The sequence below is a fragment of the Kutzneria chonburiensis genome (assembly GCF_028622115.1).
Classification (GTDB): Bacteria; Actinomycetota; Actinomycetes; order Mycobacteriales; family Pseudonocardiaceae; genus Kutzneria; species Kutzneria chonburiensis.
In genome coordinates this window covers 9,910,871-9,930,101 of record NZ_CP097263.1, presented here as the reverse complement: position 1 = coordinate 9,930,101, position 19,231 = coordinate 9,910,871, and the positions used below count along the sequence as shown (strand labels likewise).

Here is a 19,231-nt window from a genome sequence, read left to right as displayed (position 1 = left end):
CGTAGTGCTGGCCGTCGTCCACAGCGGTCACGTGGTCACCGACCCGGGCGCCATGAGCACGGTCGACAGCATCTGCAACGTCGTGGGCAGCACCCGGTAGTAGACCCAGGTCCCGCGCCGCTCGCCGTCGATGATCCCGGCCTCCCGCAACACCTTCAGGTGATGGGAGATGGTCGGCCCGGTCAGGTCGAAGGCGTCGGTCAGGTCGCACACGCACGCCTCGCCGCCGGCGTGGGAGGCGATCAGGGACAGCAGCCGCAGGCGCACCGGGTCGCCGAGCGCCTTGAACACCCGGGCCAACTCCGCGGACTGGTCCTCGGACAGCGGTTGGCGCATCAGCGGCGAGCAGCACAGCGACTGCTCGACCAGCGGCAGCTGTTTCGACATATCTCTATCTTGACAGACATCTAAGCAGCGAGCAATCTCTGTTTAGATGAACGTCTATCCAAGGAGGATCCCGTGTCCCGTGTGCAGCTGGCCCTGCGAGTGGCCGATCTGGAAGCCTCGATCGCCTTCTACCGCAAGCTGTTCGGCGCGGAGCCGGCCAAGCGCCGCCCCGGCTACGCCAACTTCGCCATCGCCGAGCCGCCGCTCAAGCTCGTCCTGCTGGAGGGCGAAGCCGGCCAGGAGACGGTGATGGACCACCTCGGCGTCGAGGTCGAGTCCACCGAGCAGGTCGCCGAGGCGACCGAGCGGCTGTCGGCGCTGGGCCTGTTCACCGACGTGCAGACCGACACCACCTGCTGTTACGCGGTGCAGGACAAGGTCTGGGTGCACGGACCCGGCCAGGAGCCGTGGGAGGTGTACGTGGTCAAGGACGACTCCACGACCTACGGCGCCGACCCCGAACTGTCGCCGGCCACGTGCTGCACCGAGACCACACCGACCGGCTGTTGCTCCTGAGCGATCAGCGCAGGTCACAGCCCCGCTGACAGTCAGCCACGGCACCGTCAGCGCACGGTCAGCCGATGGTCAGCGCCTCGCTCGAAGGTGTGTCCAGACACCGACCGAGGAGGCAGAAATGACGAAGATCCTGGTTTCCGGAGCGAGCATCGCCGGCCCGACCACCGCGTACTGGCTGCGGCGGCACGGCTTCGAGGTCACGGTCGTGGAGCAGGCCGACAAGCTGCGCGAGGGTGGGTCGGCGGTCGACTTCCGCGGCGAGCAGCTGGAGATCCTGCGCAAGATGGGCGTGCTGCCGGCGATCGAGGCGCTCAGCACGCAGATGGGCGACGTGACGATCGTCGATCGCGACGGCCGGCCCGAGGCCAAGGTGCCGGCCGCGGTGATGAGCGGCGAGGTGGAGATCCCGCGCGGCGACCTGAGCCGCGTGCTGTACGAACACACCAGGGACAAGGTGGAGTACGTCTTCGGCGACAAGATCACGTCGCTCACCGAGCACGCCGGTGGTGTGGACGTGACCTTCGCCAAGAGTGCCCCGCAGACGTTCGACCTGGTCGTCGGAGCTGACGGCGCGCACTCGGGCGTTCGAGCGCTGGCCTTCGGCCCGGAGCGGGACTTCGCCACCGACCTGGGCTACTACGTCGCGTACTTCACCGTGCCCAACCACATCGGCCTCGACCACGCCGGCCAGATGTACTCCGAGCCGGGCATCGGCGCCATGGTCACCAGCCACCTCGACCAGGACACCATGGGCGTGGCCATGTACTTCGCCTCCGAGCCGCTGACCTACGACCGGCACGACATCGGGCAGCAGAAGCGCATCCTGACCGACAAGTTCCGCCGTGCCGGCTGGGAGATCCCGATCATCCTGGACGGCCTGGCGAACGCCGACACGCTGTTCTTCGACTCGCTCACCCAGATCCGACTTGACAAGTGGTCCACGGGTCGGATCGTGCTGGTCGGCGACGCGGCGTGGGCCGGCGGCCCCGGCAGCGGCGGCACCGGCCTCGGCATGATCGGCGGCTACGTGCTGGCCGGCGAGCTGGCCGCGAAATCCAGCCACGACAAGGCTTTCGCGGCGTACGAGGAGATCATCCGACCCAGCGCCAAGATGGGCCAGAACCAGGCCAGGCACAGCGGCGGCTTCTTCGCGCCGGGCACCGCGCGCGGCATCCGCGGCCGCAAGTACGTGTACCGCGTGCTCAACACCCGGCCGATGACCGGCCTGTTGACGTGGCTGGTGAACCGCTCCGCCGACTCGCTGACGCTACCGGACTACACTCGGGCGGCGTGAGTGATCCGGCTCAGGTACTGCGCACCGTCTTCGGCTACGACTCCTTCCGCGGCGATCAACAGGCGATCGTGGAGCACGTCGTGGCCGGCGGCGACGCGCTGGTGCTGATGCCCACCGGCGGTGGAAAGTCCCTGTGCTACCAGATCCCCGCGCTGGCTCGTGACGGCGTGGGGATCGTCATCTCGCCGCTGATCGCGTTGATGCAGGACCAGGTGGACGCGCTCAACGCGCTGGGCGTGCGGGCCGGTTTCCTGAACTCCACTCAGGATCCGGGCGAGCGGCAGCTGATGGAGTCGCTCTACGTGGCGGGCGAGCTGGACCTGCTCTACCTGGCGCCGGAGCGGCTGCGCATGGAGTCCACGCCGCGACTGCTGGAACGCGGCAAGATCTCGCTGTTCGCCATCGACGAGGCGCACTGTGTCTCCCAGTGGGGCCACGACTTCCGCCCGGACTACCTCCAGCTGTCCCATCTGCACGAGCGCTGGCCGGACATCCCGCGGATCGCGTTGACCGCGACGGCCACCGAGGCCACGCGCAAGGAGATCGCCAGCCGGCTCAACCTGGAGCAGGCCCGGCACTTCGTGGCCAGCTTCGACCGGCCGAACATCCAGTACCGGATCGTGCCCAAGAACGAGCCCAAGCGGCAGCTGCTGGAGCTGCTGCGCAACGAGCACAAGGGCGACGCCGGCATCGTCTACTGCCTTTCCCGGTCCTCTGTGGACAAAACCGCGGAGTGGTTGACCGAGCAGGGGATCGACGCGCTGCCCTATCACGCCGGGCTGGACGCCCAGACCCGTGCCACCAACCAGGCCCGGTTCCTGCGCGAGGACGGCCTGGTCATGGTGGCCACCATCGCCTTCGGCATGGGCATCGACAAGCCGGACGTGCGCTTCGTGGCCCACCTCGACCTGCCGAAGTCGGTCGAGGGCTACTACCAGGAGACCGGCCGCGCCGGCCGGGACGGGCTGCCGTCCACGGCGTGGCTGGCCTACGGGCTGCAGGACGTGATCCAGCAGCGCAAGATGATCGACACCTCCGAGGGCGACGACGCCCACCGGCGGCGGCTGGGCCAGCACCTGGACGCGATGCTGGCGCTGTGCGAGACCGTGGAGTGCCGGCGCGGCGGGCTGCTGGCCTACTTCAACGAGACCCTGACCGAGCGGTGCGGCAACTGCGACACCTGTCTGACGCCGCCCGAGTCATGGGACGGGACGGTGGCCGCGCAGAAGTTCCTGTCCGCGGTGTTCCGGCTGGACAAGGAGCGGCGGCAGCGCTTCGGCGCCGGCCAGGTGATCGACATCCTGCTGGGCCGCAAGACGGCCAAGGTCATCCAGCACGACCACGACGGGCTGACCGTGTTCGGCATCGGCACCGAGCTCAACGAGTCGGAGTGGCGGGGTGTGGTGCGGCAGCTGCTGGCCCAGGGCCTGCTGGCGGTGGAGGGCGACTACGGCACGTTGTCGCTGACCGAGGCCAGCGGCGAGGTGCTCGGGCGCAGGCGCGAGGTCCGGCTGCGCCGGGAGACCGCCGCCAAACCGCCCAAGGCCGCCCGCCCGGCCAAAGGTGCCGCGGTCGAATTGCCGGCGGAGGCGGCGTCGATCTTCGAACAATTGCGTTCGTGGCGCGCTGCAACCGCGCGTGAGCAGGGAGTGCCCGCTTATGTGATCTTCCATGACGCTACGCTGCGACAGATCGCCACTGAGGCGCCGGGCTCGCTGGCCGAACTGGGCACCGTGAGCGGCGTCGGCGAGAACAAGTTGGCGAAGTACGGACAGGCCATTCTCGATGCCCTCTCGGACGGCGCATAGCGGCTGCGAACGATGGCTGTCAACCAGAAGAAGACGCCTTTCCCCTTAGCGGTGTTGATCTTTGCCCGAACACCGCCGAAGGAGTGAACCGGTTGCGCGGCCGAGTGCAGTTCTTGCCGGATAGCGATAGCGCGACCCAACCCGAGGCGACCGTTCGGCGCAAGGTGATGTACGTTCATCGCAGTAGCTGCCGAATGCCCTGATGGCCGTCCGGAGGCCCATTGGGCGGCGTTGCGGGATCTGCTAAATTTCTCGGCCGCGGGATGATCAACACTGACGTGTGCGATCGGCCCGTGTCCGTGAGTCGCAGGCTTATCCACCAGGTAGGAACAGCTGTCGTAGAACCGGACCAGTCGAAGCCGACAGAGACCGCCTGCCCGGACCCCGGGGTCGGTCATGGAGCGCCGTGAAGAACAAGAGTGATTCCAGCAAAGACGACAAGTCGATCCGGTCACGGCTTGTCGGCGCGGTATTGATCCCCAGCATCACGCTGATCGTGCTATGGACGGTCGGCGCGGCCTACCTGGTGTTCGACGCATTCTACGTGAAAGCCGTCGTCTCCAGTGTGCGGGACATCTCCATTCCGGCCGTGACCGGCCTGGTCTCGGCCGAGAAAGAGCGCCAGCTCGGCATGGCCTATCTGGGCAAACCGGCAACCGGCACCACCGACCTGCACAACCAGGAGCAGCAGACCGACCAGTCCTTCGCCGCGATGCGGACGGCATCGGAGGCGGTGCTGTCGAGTGCGCCGCCCGAGGTCGGGGCCAGTGCGCAGAAGTTGTACGCGAGCATCGATCAGTTGCCCAAGATCCGTGCACAGATCGACACGAAGAGTATCGACAAGGCTGAGGTCTATACCTTTTACAACACGCTCCTCGACAACGCGTCGAGCCTGTTCGACACCCAGGGCCGCATTCTTCCGGTGGTGAGCGTCGCGCTGGACGGCGCGACCACCACCGAGGTCTTCCGCGCCACCGACCAGATGTCCCGCGGCGCCGCCCTGGTCTCCGCCGGGTTCGCGGCCAACGCGCTGGCCCCCGAGGACTTCCGGGCCTTCACCAACCTGGTCGGCACCTACCACGCCGAGCTGGACAAGTCGGTGCCGTTCCTGCGGCCCGACATCCGCGGCAAGTTCCAGGCGCTGTTCGCCGGCGACACCTACAAGCAGCTGGTGGCGGCCGAGAACGCGCTGATCGAGCACGGGGTGTGGACCAAGGGCGCCGCCGGCCTGCCGGTCAACGAGGCGACCTGGAACCAGCTGTCCACCCAGGTGCTGGACCAGCTGACCGACCTGACCATCTCCAACGCCGACGAGGTCTCCAGCCAGGCCATCTCCGACGCCAACCAGCAGCTCACCTGGGTCGTGATCGGCTCGATCGTGGCGTTGATCGCCGCCATCGGCGCGATCGTGGCCGCGGTCCGGGTGTCCCGGACCCTGGTCGACCGGACCCTGGTCACCCGACTGGCCCGGCTGCGCGACGAGGCGCTGGCGCTGGCCCAGCACCGGCTGCCCGACATCGTCCGGCGACTGCGTGAGGGCGAGCCGGTGAACGTCCGGGCCGAGATGCCCGACCTGGACTACGGCCGGGACGAGATCGGGCAGGTGGCCGACGCGTTCAACGCCGCCCAGTACACCGCCGTGACCGCGGCCGTCACCGAGGCGCAGGCCCGCGACGGTGTGCACAACGTGTTCCTCAGCATCGCCCACCGCAACCAAGGCCTGGTGCACCGCCAGCTGAAGATCCTGGACACCATGGAACGTGGCGAGGAGAACCCGCAGCAGCTGGAGCGGCTGTTCCAGCTGGACCACCTGGCCACCCGGGCCCGGCGCAACGCGGAGAACCTGATCATCCTGGGCGGCGAGCTGCCCGGACGGCGCTGGCGCAAGCCGGTCAAGCTGGTCGACGTGCTGCGGGCCGCCGTGTCGGAGACCGAGCTGTACCACCGGGTCCAGGTCGAGCGCGGCCCGGACGTGTCGGTGATCGGCTCGGCCGTGGCCGACACCATCCACCTGATCGCCGAGCTGGTCGACAACGCCACCTCGTTCTCCCCGCCCCGCTCCCAGGTGCTGGTCAGCAGCACGCTGGTGGCCCGCGGCGCCGTGGTCGAGGTCGAGGACCAGGGCCTTGGCATGAGCGAGGAGGACCGGGACCGGGCCAACCGGATGATGGCCGAGTCCCCCGAGTTCGACGCCATGGCGCTCAAGAGCGACTCGCGGCTGGGCCTGTTCGTGATCGCGCGGCTGGCCAACCGGCTGGAGATCAACGTGGAGTTCCGGGTGTCGCCCTACGGCGGCACGCGGGCCATCGTGCTGCTGCCCTCGTCCATCCTGGCCAGCGGCGGTTCGGCCGACCGCGCGCCGGAGACCGTGCAGCTCACCCATCAGCACCCGGTGGCCGCCGCCGAGTCCGAGGCGGCCGCCGTCGAGCCGGAGAGCTCGGAGCTCGACGAGTTCTGGGCACTGAGCCGTTCGCGTCTTGCCGACAAGGTTCAGACCACCGAGAGTCTTCACGGTGCACTGGACCCGATCCCGCCGGGAGCCGACATCGCCGACCGGCTCAACCCCGACTCCGGCTCACTGCCGGTCCCGACCGGCGTGACCCGCTGGCCCGAGGCGGAGGACGTGGACGAGGCGCCACCGCCGCTGCCCGCGATCCGCCCGCAGCTGCCCCAGCGGCAGCCCCAGAACAGCCTGGCGCCGCAGCTGCGCGGCGATCTCGACGACGAGCCCGAGCTGGAGATCGACGACGACTACCGGTCGCCGGAAGAGATCCGGCACACCATGTCGGCGTACCAGGCGGGTTCGCTGAAGGGCCGTCAAGCAGGCGAGTACCCGGACTCTCGAGCGTAGGAACAGGGAAGTCAGGACCTGATGAACGACAAGGCGCATTCGGAAACGGATCTGAACTGGCTGCTGGACAACCTGGTCGAGCGGGTGGTGGACGCCAGGCACGCGGTCGTGCTGTCGGCCGACGGCCTGCTCATCGGCAAGTCCGACGGGCTGTCCAGGGACGACTCCGACCAGCTGTCGGCGATGGCGTCGGCCTTCCAGAGCCTGGCCAGAGGGGCCGGCCGGCACTTCGGCGGCGGGCAGGTCCGGCAGACCATCGTGGAGATGGAGCACGCCTTCCTCTTCGTCACCGCGGCCGGGCGCGGCGCGTGCCTGGCCGTGCTGGCCGTGGAGAGCGCTGACGTCGGGCTGATCGCGTACGAGATGAACCTGCTGGTCAAGCAGGTCGGGGTGTACCTCAGCTCGGCGCCGCGCAATCCAGAGGCGGCGACAGCCGACAGCGGGCAGCGGGCATGACCGCCGACAACGAGGCCGAGTGGTTCGACGAGGCCGCCGGTCCGCTGGTCCGCCCGTACGCGATGACCGGCGGCCGGACCCGGCCGGGGGCGTCGTGGCTGGACGTGGCCACGCAGGTCGTGACCGTGCCGTCCACCGCGGAGCGGGTGGGCATCGGCCCCGAGCAGGCGGCGATTCTCGAGATGTGCCACCGGGCGTTGTCGGTGGCCGAGATCGCGCACTACGTGAACGTGCCCCTGGTCGTGGTCAAGGTGCTGATCAGCGACCTGATCGACCGGGGCGACGTGGTTGTCCGTCCTCCCGCCCAGGCGCTGCGCGCGCCGGGCCGGGAACTACTTCAGGCGGTTCTCGATGGTGTCCGTGCACTCTAGCCCGTCAACCGTGGTCCCCGAGTCGGTGAAGATCCTGGTGGCCGGCGGTTTCGGGGTCGGCAAGACCACCTTGGTCGCGTCGGTCAGCGAGATCCCGCCGCTGAGCACCGAGGAGCTGTTGACCGAGGCCAGCACCGGCGTTGACGACCTCGCCGGCATCGAGGGCAAGACCACCACCACGGTCGCCCTGGACTTCGGCCGCATCACCATCAGCCCGCGCCTGGTGCTCTACCTGTTCGGCACGCCCGGCCAGGACCGCTTCTGGTTCATGTGGGACGAGCTGGCCCGTGGGGCCATCGGGGCCATCGTCCTCATCGACACCCGCCGCCTCGACACCAGCTTCGCCGCCATCGACTTCTTCGAACGCCGCGAGGTCCCGTTCATCGTGGCCGTGAACAACTTCGCCGGCTCGCACCACTACGAGCCGGAGGAGATCCGCAGCGCCCTGGCGATCAAGGAGGGCGTGCCGATCGTCATCGCCGACGCCCGGCAGCGGGATTCGAGCAAGCTGGCCCTGATCAAGCTGATCGAGCACGCCATGAGCAAGATCCCCGAGGCCACCCCGGCCTAGGGCCTTCGCTGGGCACCACTGGTGCTTCAGTGGCGCCCAGCGCCACCAACGGCGCTTTCGTGGCACCTAGACCGGATCGGGCACGCCCATCAGGCCGGCCACGAACTCGGCGATACGGGCCACCGAGGGGTAGGTCCACAGCAGCGTCGCCGGCAGGTCGACCCGCAGCTTGCGTTGCAGGCGGCCACGGATGGCGATGCTCATCACCGAGTCGATGCCCATCTCGGTCAGCGGCCGGCGTGGGTCGAGCTCCGCGGCAGGTAGGCGGAGCTCGGTGGCGACAGCGGTGGTGACGAGGTCGGCAAGGCGGTCAACGGTGAGCTCCTCGACGGGCTCTTCCTCGACGACAGGGGTGTCGGGGGTGAGCTCGGCGAAAACGGGGAGCCGGCGCTCGCCGGGGGCCAACGTGGTGAGGGGTAGCACGGCCAGGTAGGGCGAGCGGAAGCGCTCGGCCCATTCCCAGCACCGGAACGCGTCCACAGTGGACAGATCGGTGGTGCCCTGGGCGGCCATCACGGCGGCGAGGGCGTCACCGGCGCCGGCGGCCATGCCCCGACCCCGCCAAGCGGTCCAGGCGAGGCTCTGGGTGTTGTCGCCACGCTGGGCGGCGAGCACGTCGAGCACGCTGTTGGCGGCGGCGTAACTGATCTGCCCGGGCACCTGGAACACCTGCCCGCACGAGGAGAACAGCACCAGAAAGTCGAGCGAGCCGGGCGGGAAGAGCTCGTGCAGGACGAGCGCGCCGTCGACCTTGGGGCGCAGGACCTTGGCCTGGGAGCTCGGCTCGACCTGCGAGATGAGCTGGTCGTGCAGGACACCGGCGGCATGGACGACGCCCCGGATGGGCGGCAGCTGAAGGGCGTCGAGCACCTTGATGGTCTTGCCGGCGTCGGCGATGTCCAGGGCGACGGGATGGACGGCGACGCCGAACGACTCCAGGGCGACGATGGCGTCCACCTGCCGGCGCACGGCCGGATCGGTGACGAGCGGCCACTTGCGGCGCGGCGGCAGCGGGGTGCGGCCGGCGAGGACGAGACGGCGGGCGCCCCGGCCGACCAGCCAGGTCGCAACCTCAAGGCCGAGGTCGCCGAGACCGCCGGTGACCAGGTAGGTCCCGTCGGCCCGAAGCTCGACGGGGCCTTGGTCGGGTGCCCGGTCAACCGCAGCCAACCGAGCAACCTCGACCATGCCTGAGGTCAGCGACAGAATGTCGTCACGCGGGGCGGCGCGCAGCAGCCCCAGCAGGCCCTCGATGCCGTTGGCCAGATCGATGGTGCCGCCCCAGAACTCGGGGTGCTCGTTGGCTGTGACGCGCCCGGCGCCCCACAGCGGCGCGTGGGCGACAGCACCCGACTCGGCGGCACGTACGCCGCGGGTCAAGCACCACAGCCGCGGCTCGACCGCCGCGCCCAATTCGTTGAGGCGCTGAACTGTTCGCGTATACCGCCAGGTGGTATCGCTGATGACGTCAGCCAGCGCCGCGCCGGGACCGGGGATCGCCGGCGCGAACAGGATCACGCTCTGCGTGTCGAAGTCGCCGCGCAGGTCGGTCAGCTCCTCAGGCTCCCGAACGTGCACGCAGCGAAGGCCGCCGACGACGAACTGGGACGACAGCTCGCGGACGAACTCGTTGTCGTCACTGATGATGACGGCCAGCCGCGGGTCGGCCATCCGGTGCGTGGGCTCGGGATCGGGCAGCGGACGCCAGGCCAGCTCGTGCACCAGCCGACGCGGATCGGTCACGACGCCGTCGGTGGAATCCAGCAGCCCGAAGCGAACTCCCCGGACGACGGCGACCGGCACGCCCAGGGCGTCAGCCACCCACACGTCGACCGAGTCCGACGGCGAGGAGGAGTTGACTCGCGCCGACACCTGGATCTCGTTGGGCGGCAGGGCATCGGCCACGGACAGCAGAGCGATGTGCGCCGGCATCCGTTGCACGGTCCGGTCCGGCAGCACCAGCGGCGTGAGCGTCACGGCGGCGTCCAAGGCGTGGGCCCAGGACAGCGGCCCGTCGCCCATGGTCATGCGGGCGAACATCTCGCCGTCGCCGCGCCGCAGTTCCGTTGCCTGCCAGTCGAAACCGAGACCGTCGGCCCCCATCTCGGCCATCAACGCCGGCACGGCCGTGCCGTCCAACACGGTCGCGCAGCGCTGCCGTGCCGCCACGAAGTCGGGAAAGCCGTTGTCCTCCACCGACTTTCGGGTTTCGGCGACGGCCGTGGTGTGGGTGAGCCAGGTGTCGTCGTCGTCGCCGTGCGGGCGGCTGGCCAGGGTCAGCAGGCTGCCCTGCCGGATCACCTGCACGTCCCGGCTCGGCTCGACGGCGAGCGGGATCCGCAGGGTCACATCGGTCAGCCCGGTGAGGTCGCCGCTGGCCAGGAAGGTGTTCAGCAGCACCGCTGCCGGCACGATCTCCACGCCGTGCACCGGATGCTCGCCCGGGTAGGGGCGGCTGGCTTCGTCCAAAGTGGTCTGCCACATCTGGGTGGGGCTGCCGCCGCCGATGGTGACCTTGGACCCGAGCAGGGTGTGGCTGTCGGGGTCGTGGCCGGCATCGGCGGCGCGGGCCTTGCCGCTGTGCCAGTACGGCCGGTGCTGCCAGGCGTTCGTCGGCAGGTCGATCATGGCCAGGTCGGGATGCACCCGGCCCCAGTCGACGGCCGCGCCCCGGCAGTGCAGGGCGGCCAGCGCCAGACCGAACTGCGTCTGCTCGGATTCGTTGCGGCGCAAGGTGCCGACGATGGCGCCCTCGCCGGCCAGCATCTCGCCGACGGAGTGCAGGACCAGCGGGTGCGGGGACACCTCGAGAAACAACCGGTGACCGTCCTCGATCGCTGCCGTGACAGCCGCGGTGAACCGGCACATCTCGTACATGTTCACGGCCCAGAAACGGGCGTCCCGCACCGCATCCGACCGTGGGTCGACCAGCGTCGTGTTGTAGGCCGGCAGGGTCAGCGGTTTCGCCTCGATGTCCGACAGCGCCGCCACCACGTCATCGCCGAGCGGACGCAAGTGGTGGCTGTGATAGGCGACCGGCGTGTTGATCCTGAACGCCTTGATGCCCTCGGCCTCGCACTCGGCCAGCAGCGCCACGATCGAGTCGACGTCGCCGGAGACCACTGTGGACGTCGGCGACGAGGTGATCGCCGCGGCCAGGTCGCCGCGCCCGGCCAGTCGCGCCTTTACCACGTCGAAACTCAAGTACACCAGGGCCATTCCGCCCTGGCCCTCGACGCGACGCATGATCATCGCACGCCGGCACACGCCGCGGGCCGCGTCGGCGAGCGTGAGCGCTCCCGATACGACCGCGGCTGCATACTCACCCAACGACTGGCCGAGCACGGCCGCCGGGACGACGCCGTAGGAACGCCACAGCGCGGCCAGGGCCACCTGCACGGCGAAAGTGGCCGCCTGCATGTGATCGACGTGGTCCTGGTCGCCGTCGATGAGCAGGTCGTGCGCCCCGACGCCCAGTTCCTCGGCGAAGATCGGGTCCAGCTCGTCGATCACCGCGGCGAAAACCGGCTCGGTGAGGACGAGTTCGCGTCCCATGCCGGCCCAATGGCCGCCGTAGCCGGAGAAAACCCATACCGGGGCGACGTCTTCGCCGGCCTCGGCGGAAACCAGGCCCGGGGCGGGATCGCCGGCAGCCAGGGCCCGCAGCCCGGTCAGCACGGTGTCGCGGTCGCCCACGACCGCGGCGCGACTGGGCAGGTGCGCCCGCCGCCGGGCCAGCGTGGCGGCGACCGCGGCGAAGTCCTGGTCAGGGTTGGACTCCAGCCAGGACACCAGGTTCGAAGCGTTGGCGCGCAGGGCAGCCTCGGTACGAGCCGACAGCGGAACCACGGTCGTCAGGGACTCGTTGTTGTCCCGCAACGGGACTGCGGTCTCGGGGGCCTGCTCGACGACGATGTGCGAGATGGCGCCGCCGTAGCCGTAGCACGAGACACCGGCCCGTCGCGGACCGTTGCCGGGCCACGGGGTCGGCTCGGTCACCAGCCGCAACCCGTTGTCCTCCCAGGGGATCTCCGGGTTGGGCGTGGTCACGCCGGCGCTGGGCGGGATCTCGCCGCGGTGCACGGCCAGCACGGTCTTGATCAGGCCGGCGATGCCCGATGCCGCCTCCAGGTGGCCGATGTTCGGCTTCACCGAGCCGATCAGGCACGGCTGCCCGGCCGGTCGGCCGCGGCCGACCACCTCGGCCAGCGCGGCGGCCTCGATCGGGTCGCCGACCGGGGTGCCGGTGCCGTGCGCCTCGACGTAGTCGACGGCCTCGGGCAGGATGCCGGCGAGCTCGTAGGCGTCGGCCAGCATGGCCCCTTGCCGCTCGGTGCTGGGCACCATGATCGCCTGGGTGCGGCCTTCGTGCCGGGACACGCTGGCCTTGATCACCGCGAGTACCCGGTCGCCGGCCGCGAGGGCGTCGTCGAGGCGCTTGAGCACCACTGCGCCAGCGCCTTCACCACGCCCGTAGCCGTTGGCATCGGCCGAGAACGACTTGGAACGGCCATCCGGGGAGGTCGCGCCCATGGCGTCCAGCGCGACGAAGCCGTGCGGGGTCGGCAGCACGCTCACGCCGCCGACGATCGCCGCCGAGATGCGGCCGGCGGCCAGCCGTTCGCAGGCCAGGTCGACGGCCGTCAGCGAGGAGGCGCAGGCCGTGTCGACCGCGAGGCTCTCGCCGAACAGGTTGAGGAAGTACGACACGCGGTTGGCGACCGCGTAGTAGGTGCTGCCCATGCCGGCCCACGGCTCGACGTCGGTGAGGTCCTCCAGCGTGCGCCGGCCGTACTCGGCGAACGTCACGCCGGCGTAGACGCCGGTGTTCGTGCCGCTGAGCGAAAGCGGGTCGATACCCGCGTGCTCGAGCGCTTCCCACACCACTTCCAGAAAAAGACGCTGCTGCGGATCGGTCACTTCCGCCTCGCGCGGCGAAATACCGAAGAAGTTGGCATCGAATGCGTCGATGTCATTAAGATAGGCGGCCCGCGTCTGCGCCTTCCGTAAAGCGGCTGCTAATTGCGGGTTGCCATCAACATACGGCTCGAGTCGTTGCGCCGGAATGTCGCCGACGGCATTGCCGCCGCCCATGACGAACGACCAGAAATCCGCCACCGATGCCAGATCGGGAGCGAATCTGCACCCCACGCCGACGACGGCTACCGGAATGAACTCATGCCGCGGCTGACGGGTTGCGCCCACCGGCACCTCCTGCTCGAGCCCCACTTCGATGGCAAAGACGCGCGAAAACAAGCCTCCCGTGCGACCACGGCGGCCTCATGACGAAGTAGTAGACCGGCGACCAGCTCCGACCACGGCAGACCGTCTACTGTGGCCGGTTCCACGTGCGCTGAAGAACCTATCCGACAACGACCGACAGCACATACCGCCCACCCGGTGATTCGAGATTCAACGGTGTGACGCAGCGCTGTCAACCAATGGTCTGACAACGTTGTCAGACCGGAACGGACGCCCGGTGCAAGCTTATATTCGACGGTGCGTGCATCGGTCTCGCGTCGAACTCGTCGAAGCGGTCGCCAAGGCGGCCCCTCCCTCCCGGACAGTCCGTATCAAGCGCGACTGAGATTACCCGGCCGAGATGACGGAGTGAAACGAGTGACGATAACGCCACATCGCCGCGCCGGTCGGTTACCGGCGGGACCTGCGGTGATCACCGAGCGCCACGACAGCACCGGACACTTGACGGGCCGGCAACCGGAGCCGCCGCCACGACCGAGCCAGGTCCGATGACCGGGCCGCGTCAGGTCCGATGACCGGGCCGCGTCAGGTCCGATGACCGGGCCGCCCAGATCTGAGCAGCCCCCGATTCCAGCCTAGCCCCCGAACCTGGCAACCGGGCCCGGCCGCGGTCCGCCGGCCGTCGCCCAACCCGCCCCCACACCTTCGTGTGGTTGGATCGGATTCCGGGGGTGCCATCGCCCACCCGTTCGCCGGGCAGAGGCCCCCAGCTCACGCTACGCCTCGAACCTGGCAGCCCAGCCCGGCCGCTCAGCCCGACAACCCTGCCCAGCCGGCCGCCGGCCCGGCCACCCGGACCCGGCGTCCAGCCCGGCAACCCTGTCCAGGCGGCCGGCCCGGCCGCCTGGACCCGGCCGGCCGAGCGCCTCGAAGAAGCCGAGCGGCCCAGTCCCGCAAACCCGGGAAATAACCGAACGCCCGTTATGCAAGACCTCGAATAACGACACGCCGGCGACTCGTTGAATGGACAATCGAATCGGGGGTCAGCCCCAGGCGGACAGTCGCAGCCGGCTCTCGAAGCGACGGTGCTCACCGGACACCGGGTCGGTGAACTCCAGGGTCCTGGCCAACAGCTGGAGCGGATTGGTGAAGTCGTCCAACGGTTTCTCGGTGAGCACCGGGTAGAAGTCGTCGTTCAGGATCGGAACGCCGAGACCGGCCATGTGCAGGCGCAGCTGGTGAGTGCGGCCGGTGAGCGGGGAAAGCCGGTATCGGCCGATGCCGTCGCGCTGCTCGACCAGGTCCACAACGGTCTCCGCATTCGGTTCACCGGGGACCTCCTGGGCGACAATGACGCCCTTCTCCTTGACGATCCGACTCCGAACGGTCGTCGGTAGCGCCAACGCCGGGTCGTAGCCGGCGATCGCCTCATATTCCTTACGCACCAAGCGATCCCGGAACATCGTCTGGTAGCGGCCGCGAACATGAGGGGTGATCACGAACATCACCAGGCCGGCGGTCACCCGGTCCAAACGGTGTGCCGGCACCAGATCCGGCAGCCCGAGGTCCCGTCGCAGCCGCACCAGCGCGGTCTCGGCGATGTGCTGGCCGCGCGGAATCGTGGCCAGGAAGTGAGGTTTGTCCACCACGAGCAGATCATCGTCGCGGTGCACGATCCCGATGTCGAACGGCACCGGCGTCTCCACCGGCAGGTCCCGGTGGAACCAGATCACCCCGTCCGGCACGAACGGCGCGTCCGGCCCCAGCGGCCCGTCGAGGTCGACGATCCGCCGTTCCCGCAACATCTCGTCGATGCGCGCGGGATCCACCCGCGGCAGTCGGAACACCAGGTGCTCACGCAGCGTCCGCCACGGCCCCTCGGCCGGCATCCGCATGCGCACCGGGTCGAGGCCGAGGCGCTGGGGCAGCGGGGGCTTGGCACGACGTCTCATCTCGACACAAACATAACAAGGCCGCCCTGCCGAAGCAGGGCGGCCTCGAAACGCGCTACGTCACGGGTAGCTGACGATGTTCACCGGGGAGGTGTTCGTCGGGGTCTGCGCACCGGTGTCGTTGATGACGTGGGTGATCGATCCCTTGTTGCCCAACGACAGGTCCAGGATGTTGTGGAACCGGACGTTGCCGTTCTGGGGCGCCTCGAACGAGTGGTAGTTGACCACGCTCGGGTTGGTGTTGAAGAAGGCGTACACGCCCATGCCCCACGCCTCGTGGCTGGTGACGTTGGACCCCACCTTGTACGAGGCCCAGCCCTGCGTCGAACCGTTCATGTACGCGCTCTGGTTGGGCACGTCGTACGGCATCTCGGACTGGTAGAAGATCGTCTTGCCGCCGTTGCCGTTCCAGATCACCTGGTACTGCTGGTAGTGCTCGGCGAACAGCCCGTACGCGGTGACGTTGTTGCCGTTCACGACAAGGCCGTTGGCGCCGGTGTTGGTGTTCCACCCCGACGTGCCGTTGTTGTCGTCGTGGTCGGCCCGCCAGATCCAGGTGTCGTCGGTGATCGTGTTGTTGGCGTTGATCACCAGCGACCGGGTGGCCTTGCCGACGGTCGCGCCGCCGAGCCGGAAGTGCACGTCGGACAGCACGGTCGGGTCGGCCGAGTGGTCCGCGGACGAGCCGTTCGGGCCGACCTGGAGCAGCTGCTGCGAGTTGGTCGTGCCGGCGTCCATCAGCAGACCGGCGATCTTGATGCCGTTCACGTCGGCCGTCTGGATGGCGGTGATGCCGTTGTCCGGCACGAAGGTCGCGACACCGAGACCGAGCACCACGGTGTCCGGACGCGTCACGTTCAGCGTCTGGTTGAGGTGGTAGATGCCCGGCGTGACGATCAGGTTCTTGCCGGCGGTCAGCGCGGCGTTGATCGTCGAGGCGGTGTCACCCGGCTTGACGATGTAGAAGCCGCTGATCGGCAACGACGTGCCGGCCGGGTTGCCGTTGGCCCACGACGTGCCCGAGCTGTTGGTGCGCAGCGCCGGCACGAACACGCTGTAGTTGCCGTTGCCGTCGATGTACAGGTACGGCTTCTCGGCGATCACCGGCGAGGTGTTCAGCGTGGTGTACGGCGGGTTCGGGAACGTGTTGCCGGGCGCGCCCTGCACGCCGGAGAACACCATGTTCCAGTTCTGGCCGTTCCAGGAGCCGATCTGGTCGTTGCGGGACAGCCACTGCTGCTGCGAGCCGGACTGCACCTGGCCGGTGACCCGGGAGTCGGCCAGGAAGCCGCCGGAGGACCAGCCGTTGTCGTCCAGCTTGAGGTTGCCGTTGACCTGCACCCGGCGCAGCGGGTCGGCCTGCGACACGGCCCAGGTGTTGGTGCCGCCGGGCGGGTTGATGGTCAGGCCCTCGGCGTCACGCCAGAAGTTGCACGTGGCGTTGCCGCCCATCCAGTCGGCCTCCACGTGCACCTGGCCGTTGATGGTGACCTGGCCGGGCGTGAGGCCGAGGCCGGCGACCTCGGTGTAGAAGCCGACGTTGGCGTCCACGTTGTAGGTGCCGGGCGTGAACAGCAGTGCGTAGCGGCCGGTGCCGAACTGGGCCGACTCCTGCTGGCTGAACACCGAGTTGAGCTTGTTCTGGATCGTCGACTGCGGCGTGGACGGCGTGAACACCGACACGTTCGGGCCGAAGTCCGGCTGGTTCGGGGGCGGCGGAGGCGGCGGAGGGTGGTGCCGCCACCGCTGAGCGAGAACGTCTGCGCCGCGGTGCCGTTGCAGGTGTACTGCTGCAACTGAACGCTGTCGTTCACCGACGCGCCGGGCACGTCCAGGCACTTGCCGCTGTTGCGGTTGACGAAGTGGTAGTTGCCGTTGCCCTCGTCGACCGGCTGCCACTGCTGGTTGGCGCCACCGCCGTAGGTCCACAGGTGGACCACTGCCGAGTCGGCGGTCGACACGTTGGCGACGTCCCAGACCTGGCCGGTCGCGGTCGACGCGCCGATCTGGTAGTAGCCGGAGTCGGTGGCGGTGAACGTCCAGGACTGGGCGGCGGTGCCGTTGCAGGTGTACTGCTGCACGGCCGTGTCGTTGGCGGTGGCGGCGGAGCGTGCGTCGACGCACTTCCCGCTGCCGGCGTTGGTGACGGTGTAGGTGCCGGGAGACACCGCGGCGCCGGCCGCGGGCGCCAGGCCGATGGACATGGCGGTCGCGGACAGGGTCACGACCGCCGCGGCGAGCGCGGTGGTGCGCACAGAAGACACAGGGCCCTCCTGCTTCGCTGGGAGAGGACAGGTCTGAGTGGCGGCCCCGACGAGCCCGAATGTTATGGGGGTCACAGAGGAGCGTCAATACACGACTTAAAATAAGACCGAGACAATCCTGCCGGCGAGGATCATGCTCGCATGGTGACAAGGCGTCCGATCAGCACCGGAACCGCGTTGGCGGGACTGGTGGCGACGCTGTCGCTGGCCGCACTGGCGGTGCGGGTGCCGGTGTTCGCGCCACTTCTGGTGGCTGCGGCCGGCTGGCTGGGCGTCGAGACCTGGCTGCGTCACCGAGTCGGGACCGCCGGGTTCCGGCACAGTCTGCACGATCGACTTCTCCGGTCACGCGCGGGGTACGCCTCGGCCCAACGCGAGCATTTGGCTCAACTGCCCCGAACCGCGACGGTCGCTTTCGTGCTGGGCCAACTGGACGACGACACTGCGCCAATTCCCGCCCTGCTGCCGTTCCGGCCCCATGTCGATCTTCGCTCGTACGCTGCCGACGAGCTGGCGGCGAGGCATCAGCCGCTGGCCAGGCGCACCGCGACCGGCCGGACCGTCGCCGCGGAGCTGTTGCGGGCCAACATGATCTACCCGGTGCTGGCTGCCGTCCCGGCACGCAAGCCGCGCTGGACAAGGAAATCGTCGGGGCCGCGCTGGCCTGCGTGCTGGCCGTGGCCGCGCTGGCCTGGCTGGAACAAACCTGGAACATCAAGCCGGCCACCTATCACCGCTCGATCTCGTTGGCGTTGAGCCTGTCCCTGGCCTGCCTCCTGCCGCTGGCCGAGGTCGTGCTGGGCACGTCGAGCGGCCGTCGCCTCCGCATCGCGGCGATCACCGTGACGCCGCTCGCCTTCATGATCTGTTGGACGATCCGCAAGTCCTGGGACACGGGCTGGTGGCAGCACGACTTCGGCGGGCGCGAATGGCTTGTCGTGTCAGCGATTGCTGTCCTATCGCTCGGAATCGGCTGGGGAACCTCGTCAACCCGCGGTCGCAACCGCCTGACGCCGCAACGAATCAACCAGCTGTCCTGGTTGTCCATCGCCTCGATCGCCGCTGTCGGGCTCGGTCTGCTCACCCCCGTGTTGGCCGGCCCGTCGCCGGAACCGCAGTTCCGGCAGGTGTCGGCGTGCGCGCTGCTGTCACGGGCGGCGCTGGCCCGGATCGCGCCGAAGATCGACGGGCCGCCGGGCGTCACCTTCATCGAGGCGACGGTCAACGGCTGCGAGTGGTCCCAGCAGCACGGGCCGCTGCCGATCGACTTCGTGGCCATCGACGCGTACGTGGGCAGCGGCGACATCGAGCAGTCGAAGCGGCAGTTCGCGCTGGCCACCGTGGCCGTCTTCGGCGCACCGCACCCGGTCGACGGGCCGTGCGACCAGTCCGCGCAGGTGCGCACCGATCACGGCACCGAGATGGTCGTGCGCTGCGGGAACCTGGTGCTGACGGTGTTCAGCTCGGCCGCCGACCCCGGGCTGGCCGCGCGACTCGCCGACGAGGCCGCGCGCGTGGCAACCGCGGGTTGATCTTCGCCTGTGGAACACTGTGCCGGC

Annotated in this window: 13 protein-coding genes and 1 pseudogene; 9 read left to right on the top strand and 5 right to left on the bottom strand. The window is 69.1% G+C overall.

What is annotated here, in order from left to right; genetic code table 11:
- Nucleotides 1-27: 27 nt before the first annotated feature.
- A complete protein-coding gene (locus M3Q35_RS46175) occupies nucleotides 28-387 on the bottom strand; it encodes an ArsR/SmtB family transcription factor (protein ID WP_273938952.1) in 360 nt (119 codons plus the stop codon).
- A gap of 72 nt (nucleotides 388-459) precedes the next feature.
- Here M3Q35_RS46175 and M3Q35_RS46170 point away from each other — a divergent pair, with 72 nt between their 5' ends.
- From M3Q35_RS46170 to M3Q35_RS46140, 7 genes are all read left to right on the top strand, one after another.
- On the top strand, nucleotides 460-903 hold the full coding sequence (locus M3Q35_RS46170) for an ArsI/CadI family heavy metal resistance metalloenzyme (RefSeq protein ID WP_273938951.1): 444 nt from the start codon (nucleotides 460-462) through the stop codon (nucleotides 901-903).
- Between the two features lie 118 nt (nucleotides 904-1,021).
- A complete protein-coding gene (locus M3Q35_RS46165) occupies nucleotides 1,022-2,197 on the top strand; it encodes an FAD-dependent monooxygenase (protein WP_273938949.1) in 1,176 nt (391 codons plus the stop codon).
- The gene (gene recQ, locus M3Q35_RS46160; protein WP_273938948.1) at nucleotides 2,194-4,005 is read left to right on the top strand and encodes a DNA helicase RecQ; all 1,812 of its coding nucleotides are present in this window, start codon (nucleotides 2,194-2,196) and stop codon (nucleotides 4,003-4,005) included. Before M3Q35_RS46165 ends, recQ begins: the two co-directional genes overlap by 4 nt.
- A gap of 406 nt (nucleotides 4,006-4,411) precedes the next feature.
- Nucleotides 4,412-6,856: a sensor histidine kinase gene (locus M3Q35_RS46155; RefSeq protein WP_273938947.1), complete on the top strand. Its 2,445-nt coding sequence runs from the start codon at nucleotides 4,412-4,414 to the stop codon at nucleotides 6,854-6,856.
- A gap of 21 nt (nucleotides 6,857-6,877) precedes the next feature.
- Nucleotides 6,878-7,312, top strand: coding sequence for a roadblock/LC7 domain-containing protein (locus tag M3Q35_RS46150; RefSeq protein ID WP_043717399.1), 435 nt, complete (start codon nucleotides 6,878-6,880; stop codon nucleotides 7,310-7,312).
- On the top strand, nucleotides 7,309-7,683 hold the full coding sequence (locus M3Q35_RS46145; protein WP_273938946.1) for a DUF742 domain-containing protein: 375 nt from the start codon (nucleotides 7,309-7,311) through the stop codon (nucleotides 7,681-7,683). The genes M3Q35_RS46150 and M3Q35_RS46145 overlap by 4 nt, the downstream gene beginning before the upstream one ends.
- Complete coding sequence (locus M3Q35_RS46140) at nucleotides 7,664-8,254, top strand: GTP-binding protein (protein ID WP_273938945.1); 591 nt, start codon at nucleotides 7,664-7,666, stop codon at nucleotides 8,252-8,254. The genes M3Q35_RS46145 and M3Q35_RS46140 overlap by 20 nt, the downstream gene beginning before the upstream one ends.
- 66 nt (nucleotides 8,255-8,320) lie before the next feature.
- Here the strand turns inward: M3Q35_RS46140 and M3Q35_RS46135 are convergent, their stop codons facing one another.
- From M3Q35_RS46135 to M3Q35_RS48700, 4 genes and pseudogenes are all read right to left on the bottom strand, one after another.
- Nucleotides 8,321-13,459: a type I polyketide synthase gene (locus M3Q35_RS46135; protein WP_273938944.1), complete on the bottom strand. Its 5,139-nt coding sequence runs from the start codon at nucleotides 13,457-13,459 to the stop codon at nucleotides 8,321-8,323.
- 1,040 nt (nucleotides 13,460-14,499) lie between these two features.
- The gene (locus M3Q35_RS46130; protein ID WP_273938943.1) at nucleotides 14,500-15,408 is read right to left on the bottom strand and encodes an RluA family pseudouridine synthase; all 909 of its coding nucleotides are present in this window, start codon (nucleotides 15,406-15,408) and stop codon (nucleotides 14,500-14,502) included.
- Nucleotides 15,409-15,468: 60 nt separating this feature from the next.
- Nucleotides 15,469-17,091 carry a coagulation factor 5/8 type domain-containing protein gene (locus M3Q35_RS46125; protein ID WP_337960653.1) on the bottom strand — a complete coding sequence of 541 codons (1,623 nt, stop codon included), beginning with the start codon at nucleotides 17,089-17,091 and terminating at the stop codon, nucleotides 15,469-15,471.
- 95 nt (nucleotides 17,092-17,186) lie between these two features.
- Nucleotides 17,187-17,612, bottom strand: a pseudogene (locus M3Q35_RS48700) (RICIN domain-containing protein); the annotation flags it as partial.
- Nucleotides 17,613-17,813: 201 nt separating this feature from the next.
- On the opposite strand from M3Q35_RS48700, the gene M3Q35_RS46120 reads away from it, so the two are divergent.
- Entirely contained in the window at nucleotides 17,814-18,428 is a 615-nt protein-coding gene (locus M3Q35_RS46120; RefSeq protein ID WP_273938942.1) for a hypothetical protein, read from the top strand.
- Entirely contained in the window at nucleotides 18,341-19,204 is an 864-nt protein-coding gene (locus M3Q35_RS46115) for a hypothetical protein (protein WP_273938941.1), read from the top strand. The genes M3Q35_RS46120 and M3Q35_RS46115 overlap by 88 nt, the downstream gene beginning before the upstream one ends.
- Nucleotides 19,205-19,231: the final 27 nt, after the last annotated feature.

What these genes read in the sequence shown, in the direction of transcription:
- M3Q35_RS46145 (WP_273938946.1), top strand. Translation starts at nt 7,309, where the DNA reads ATGACCGCCGACAACGAGGCCGAGTGGTTCGACGAGGCCGCCGGTCCG.
- M3Q35_RS46165 (WP_273938949.1), top strand. Translation starts at nt 1,022, where the DNA reads ATGACGAAGATCCTGGTTTCCGGAGCGAGCATCGCCGGCCCGACCACC.
- M3Q35_RS46120 (WP_273938942.1), top strand. Translation starts at nt 17,814, where the DNA reads ATGGTGACAAGGCGTCCGATCAGCACCGGAACCGCGTTGGCGGGACTG.
- M3Q35_RS46175 (WP_273938952.1), bottom strand. Translation starts at nt 387, where the DNA reads ATGTCGAAACAGCTGCCGCTGGTCGAGCAGTCGCTGTGCTGCTCGCCG.
- M3Q35_RS46150 (WP_043717399.1), top strand. Translation starts at nt 6,878, where the DNA reads ATGAACGACAAGGCGCATTCGGAAACGGATCTGAACTGGCTGCTGGAC.
- M3Q35_RS46130 (WP_273938943.1), bottom strand. Translation starts at nt 15,408, where the DNA reads ATGAGACGTCGTGCCAAGCCCCCGCTGCCCCAGCGCCTCGGCCTCGAC.
- M3Q35_RS46140 (WP_273938945.1), top strand. Translation starts at nt 7,664, where the DNA reads ATGGTGTCCGTGCACTCTAGCCCGTCAACCGTGGTCCCCGAGTCGGTG.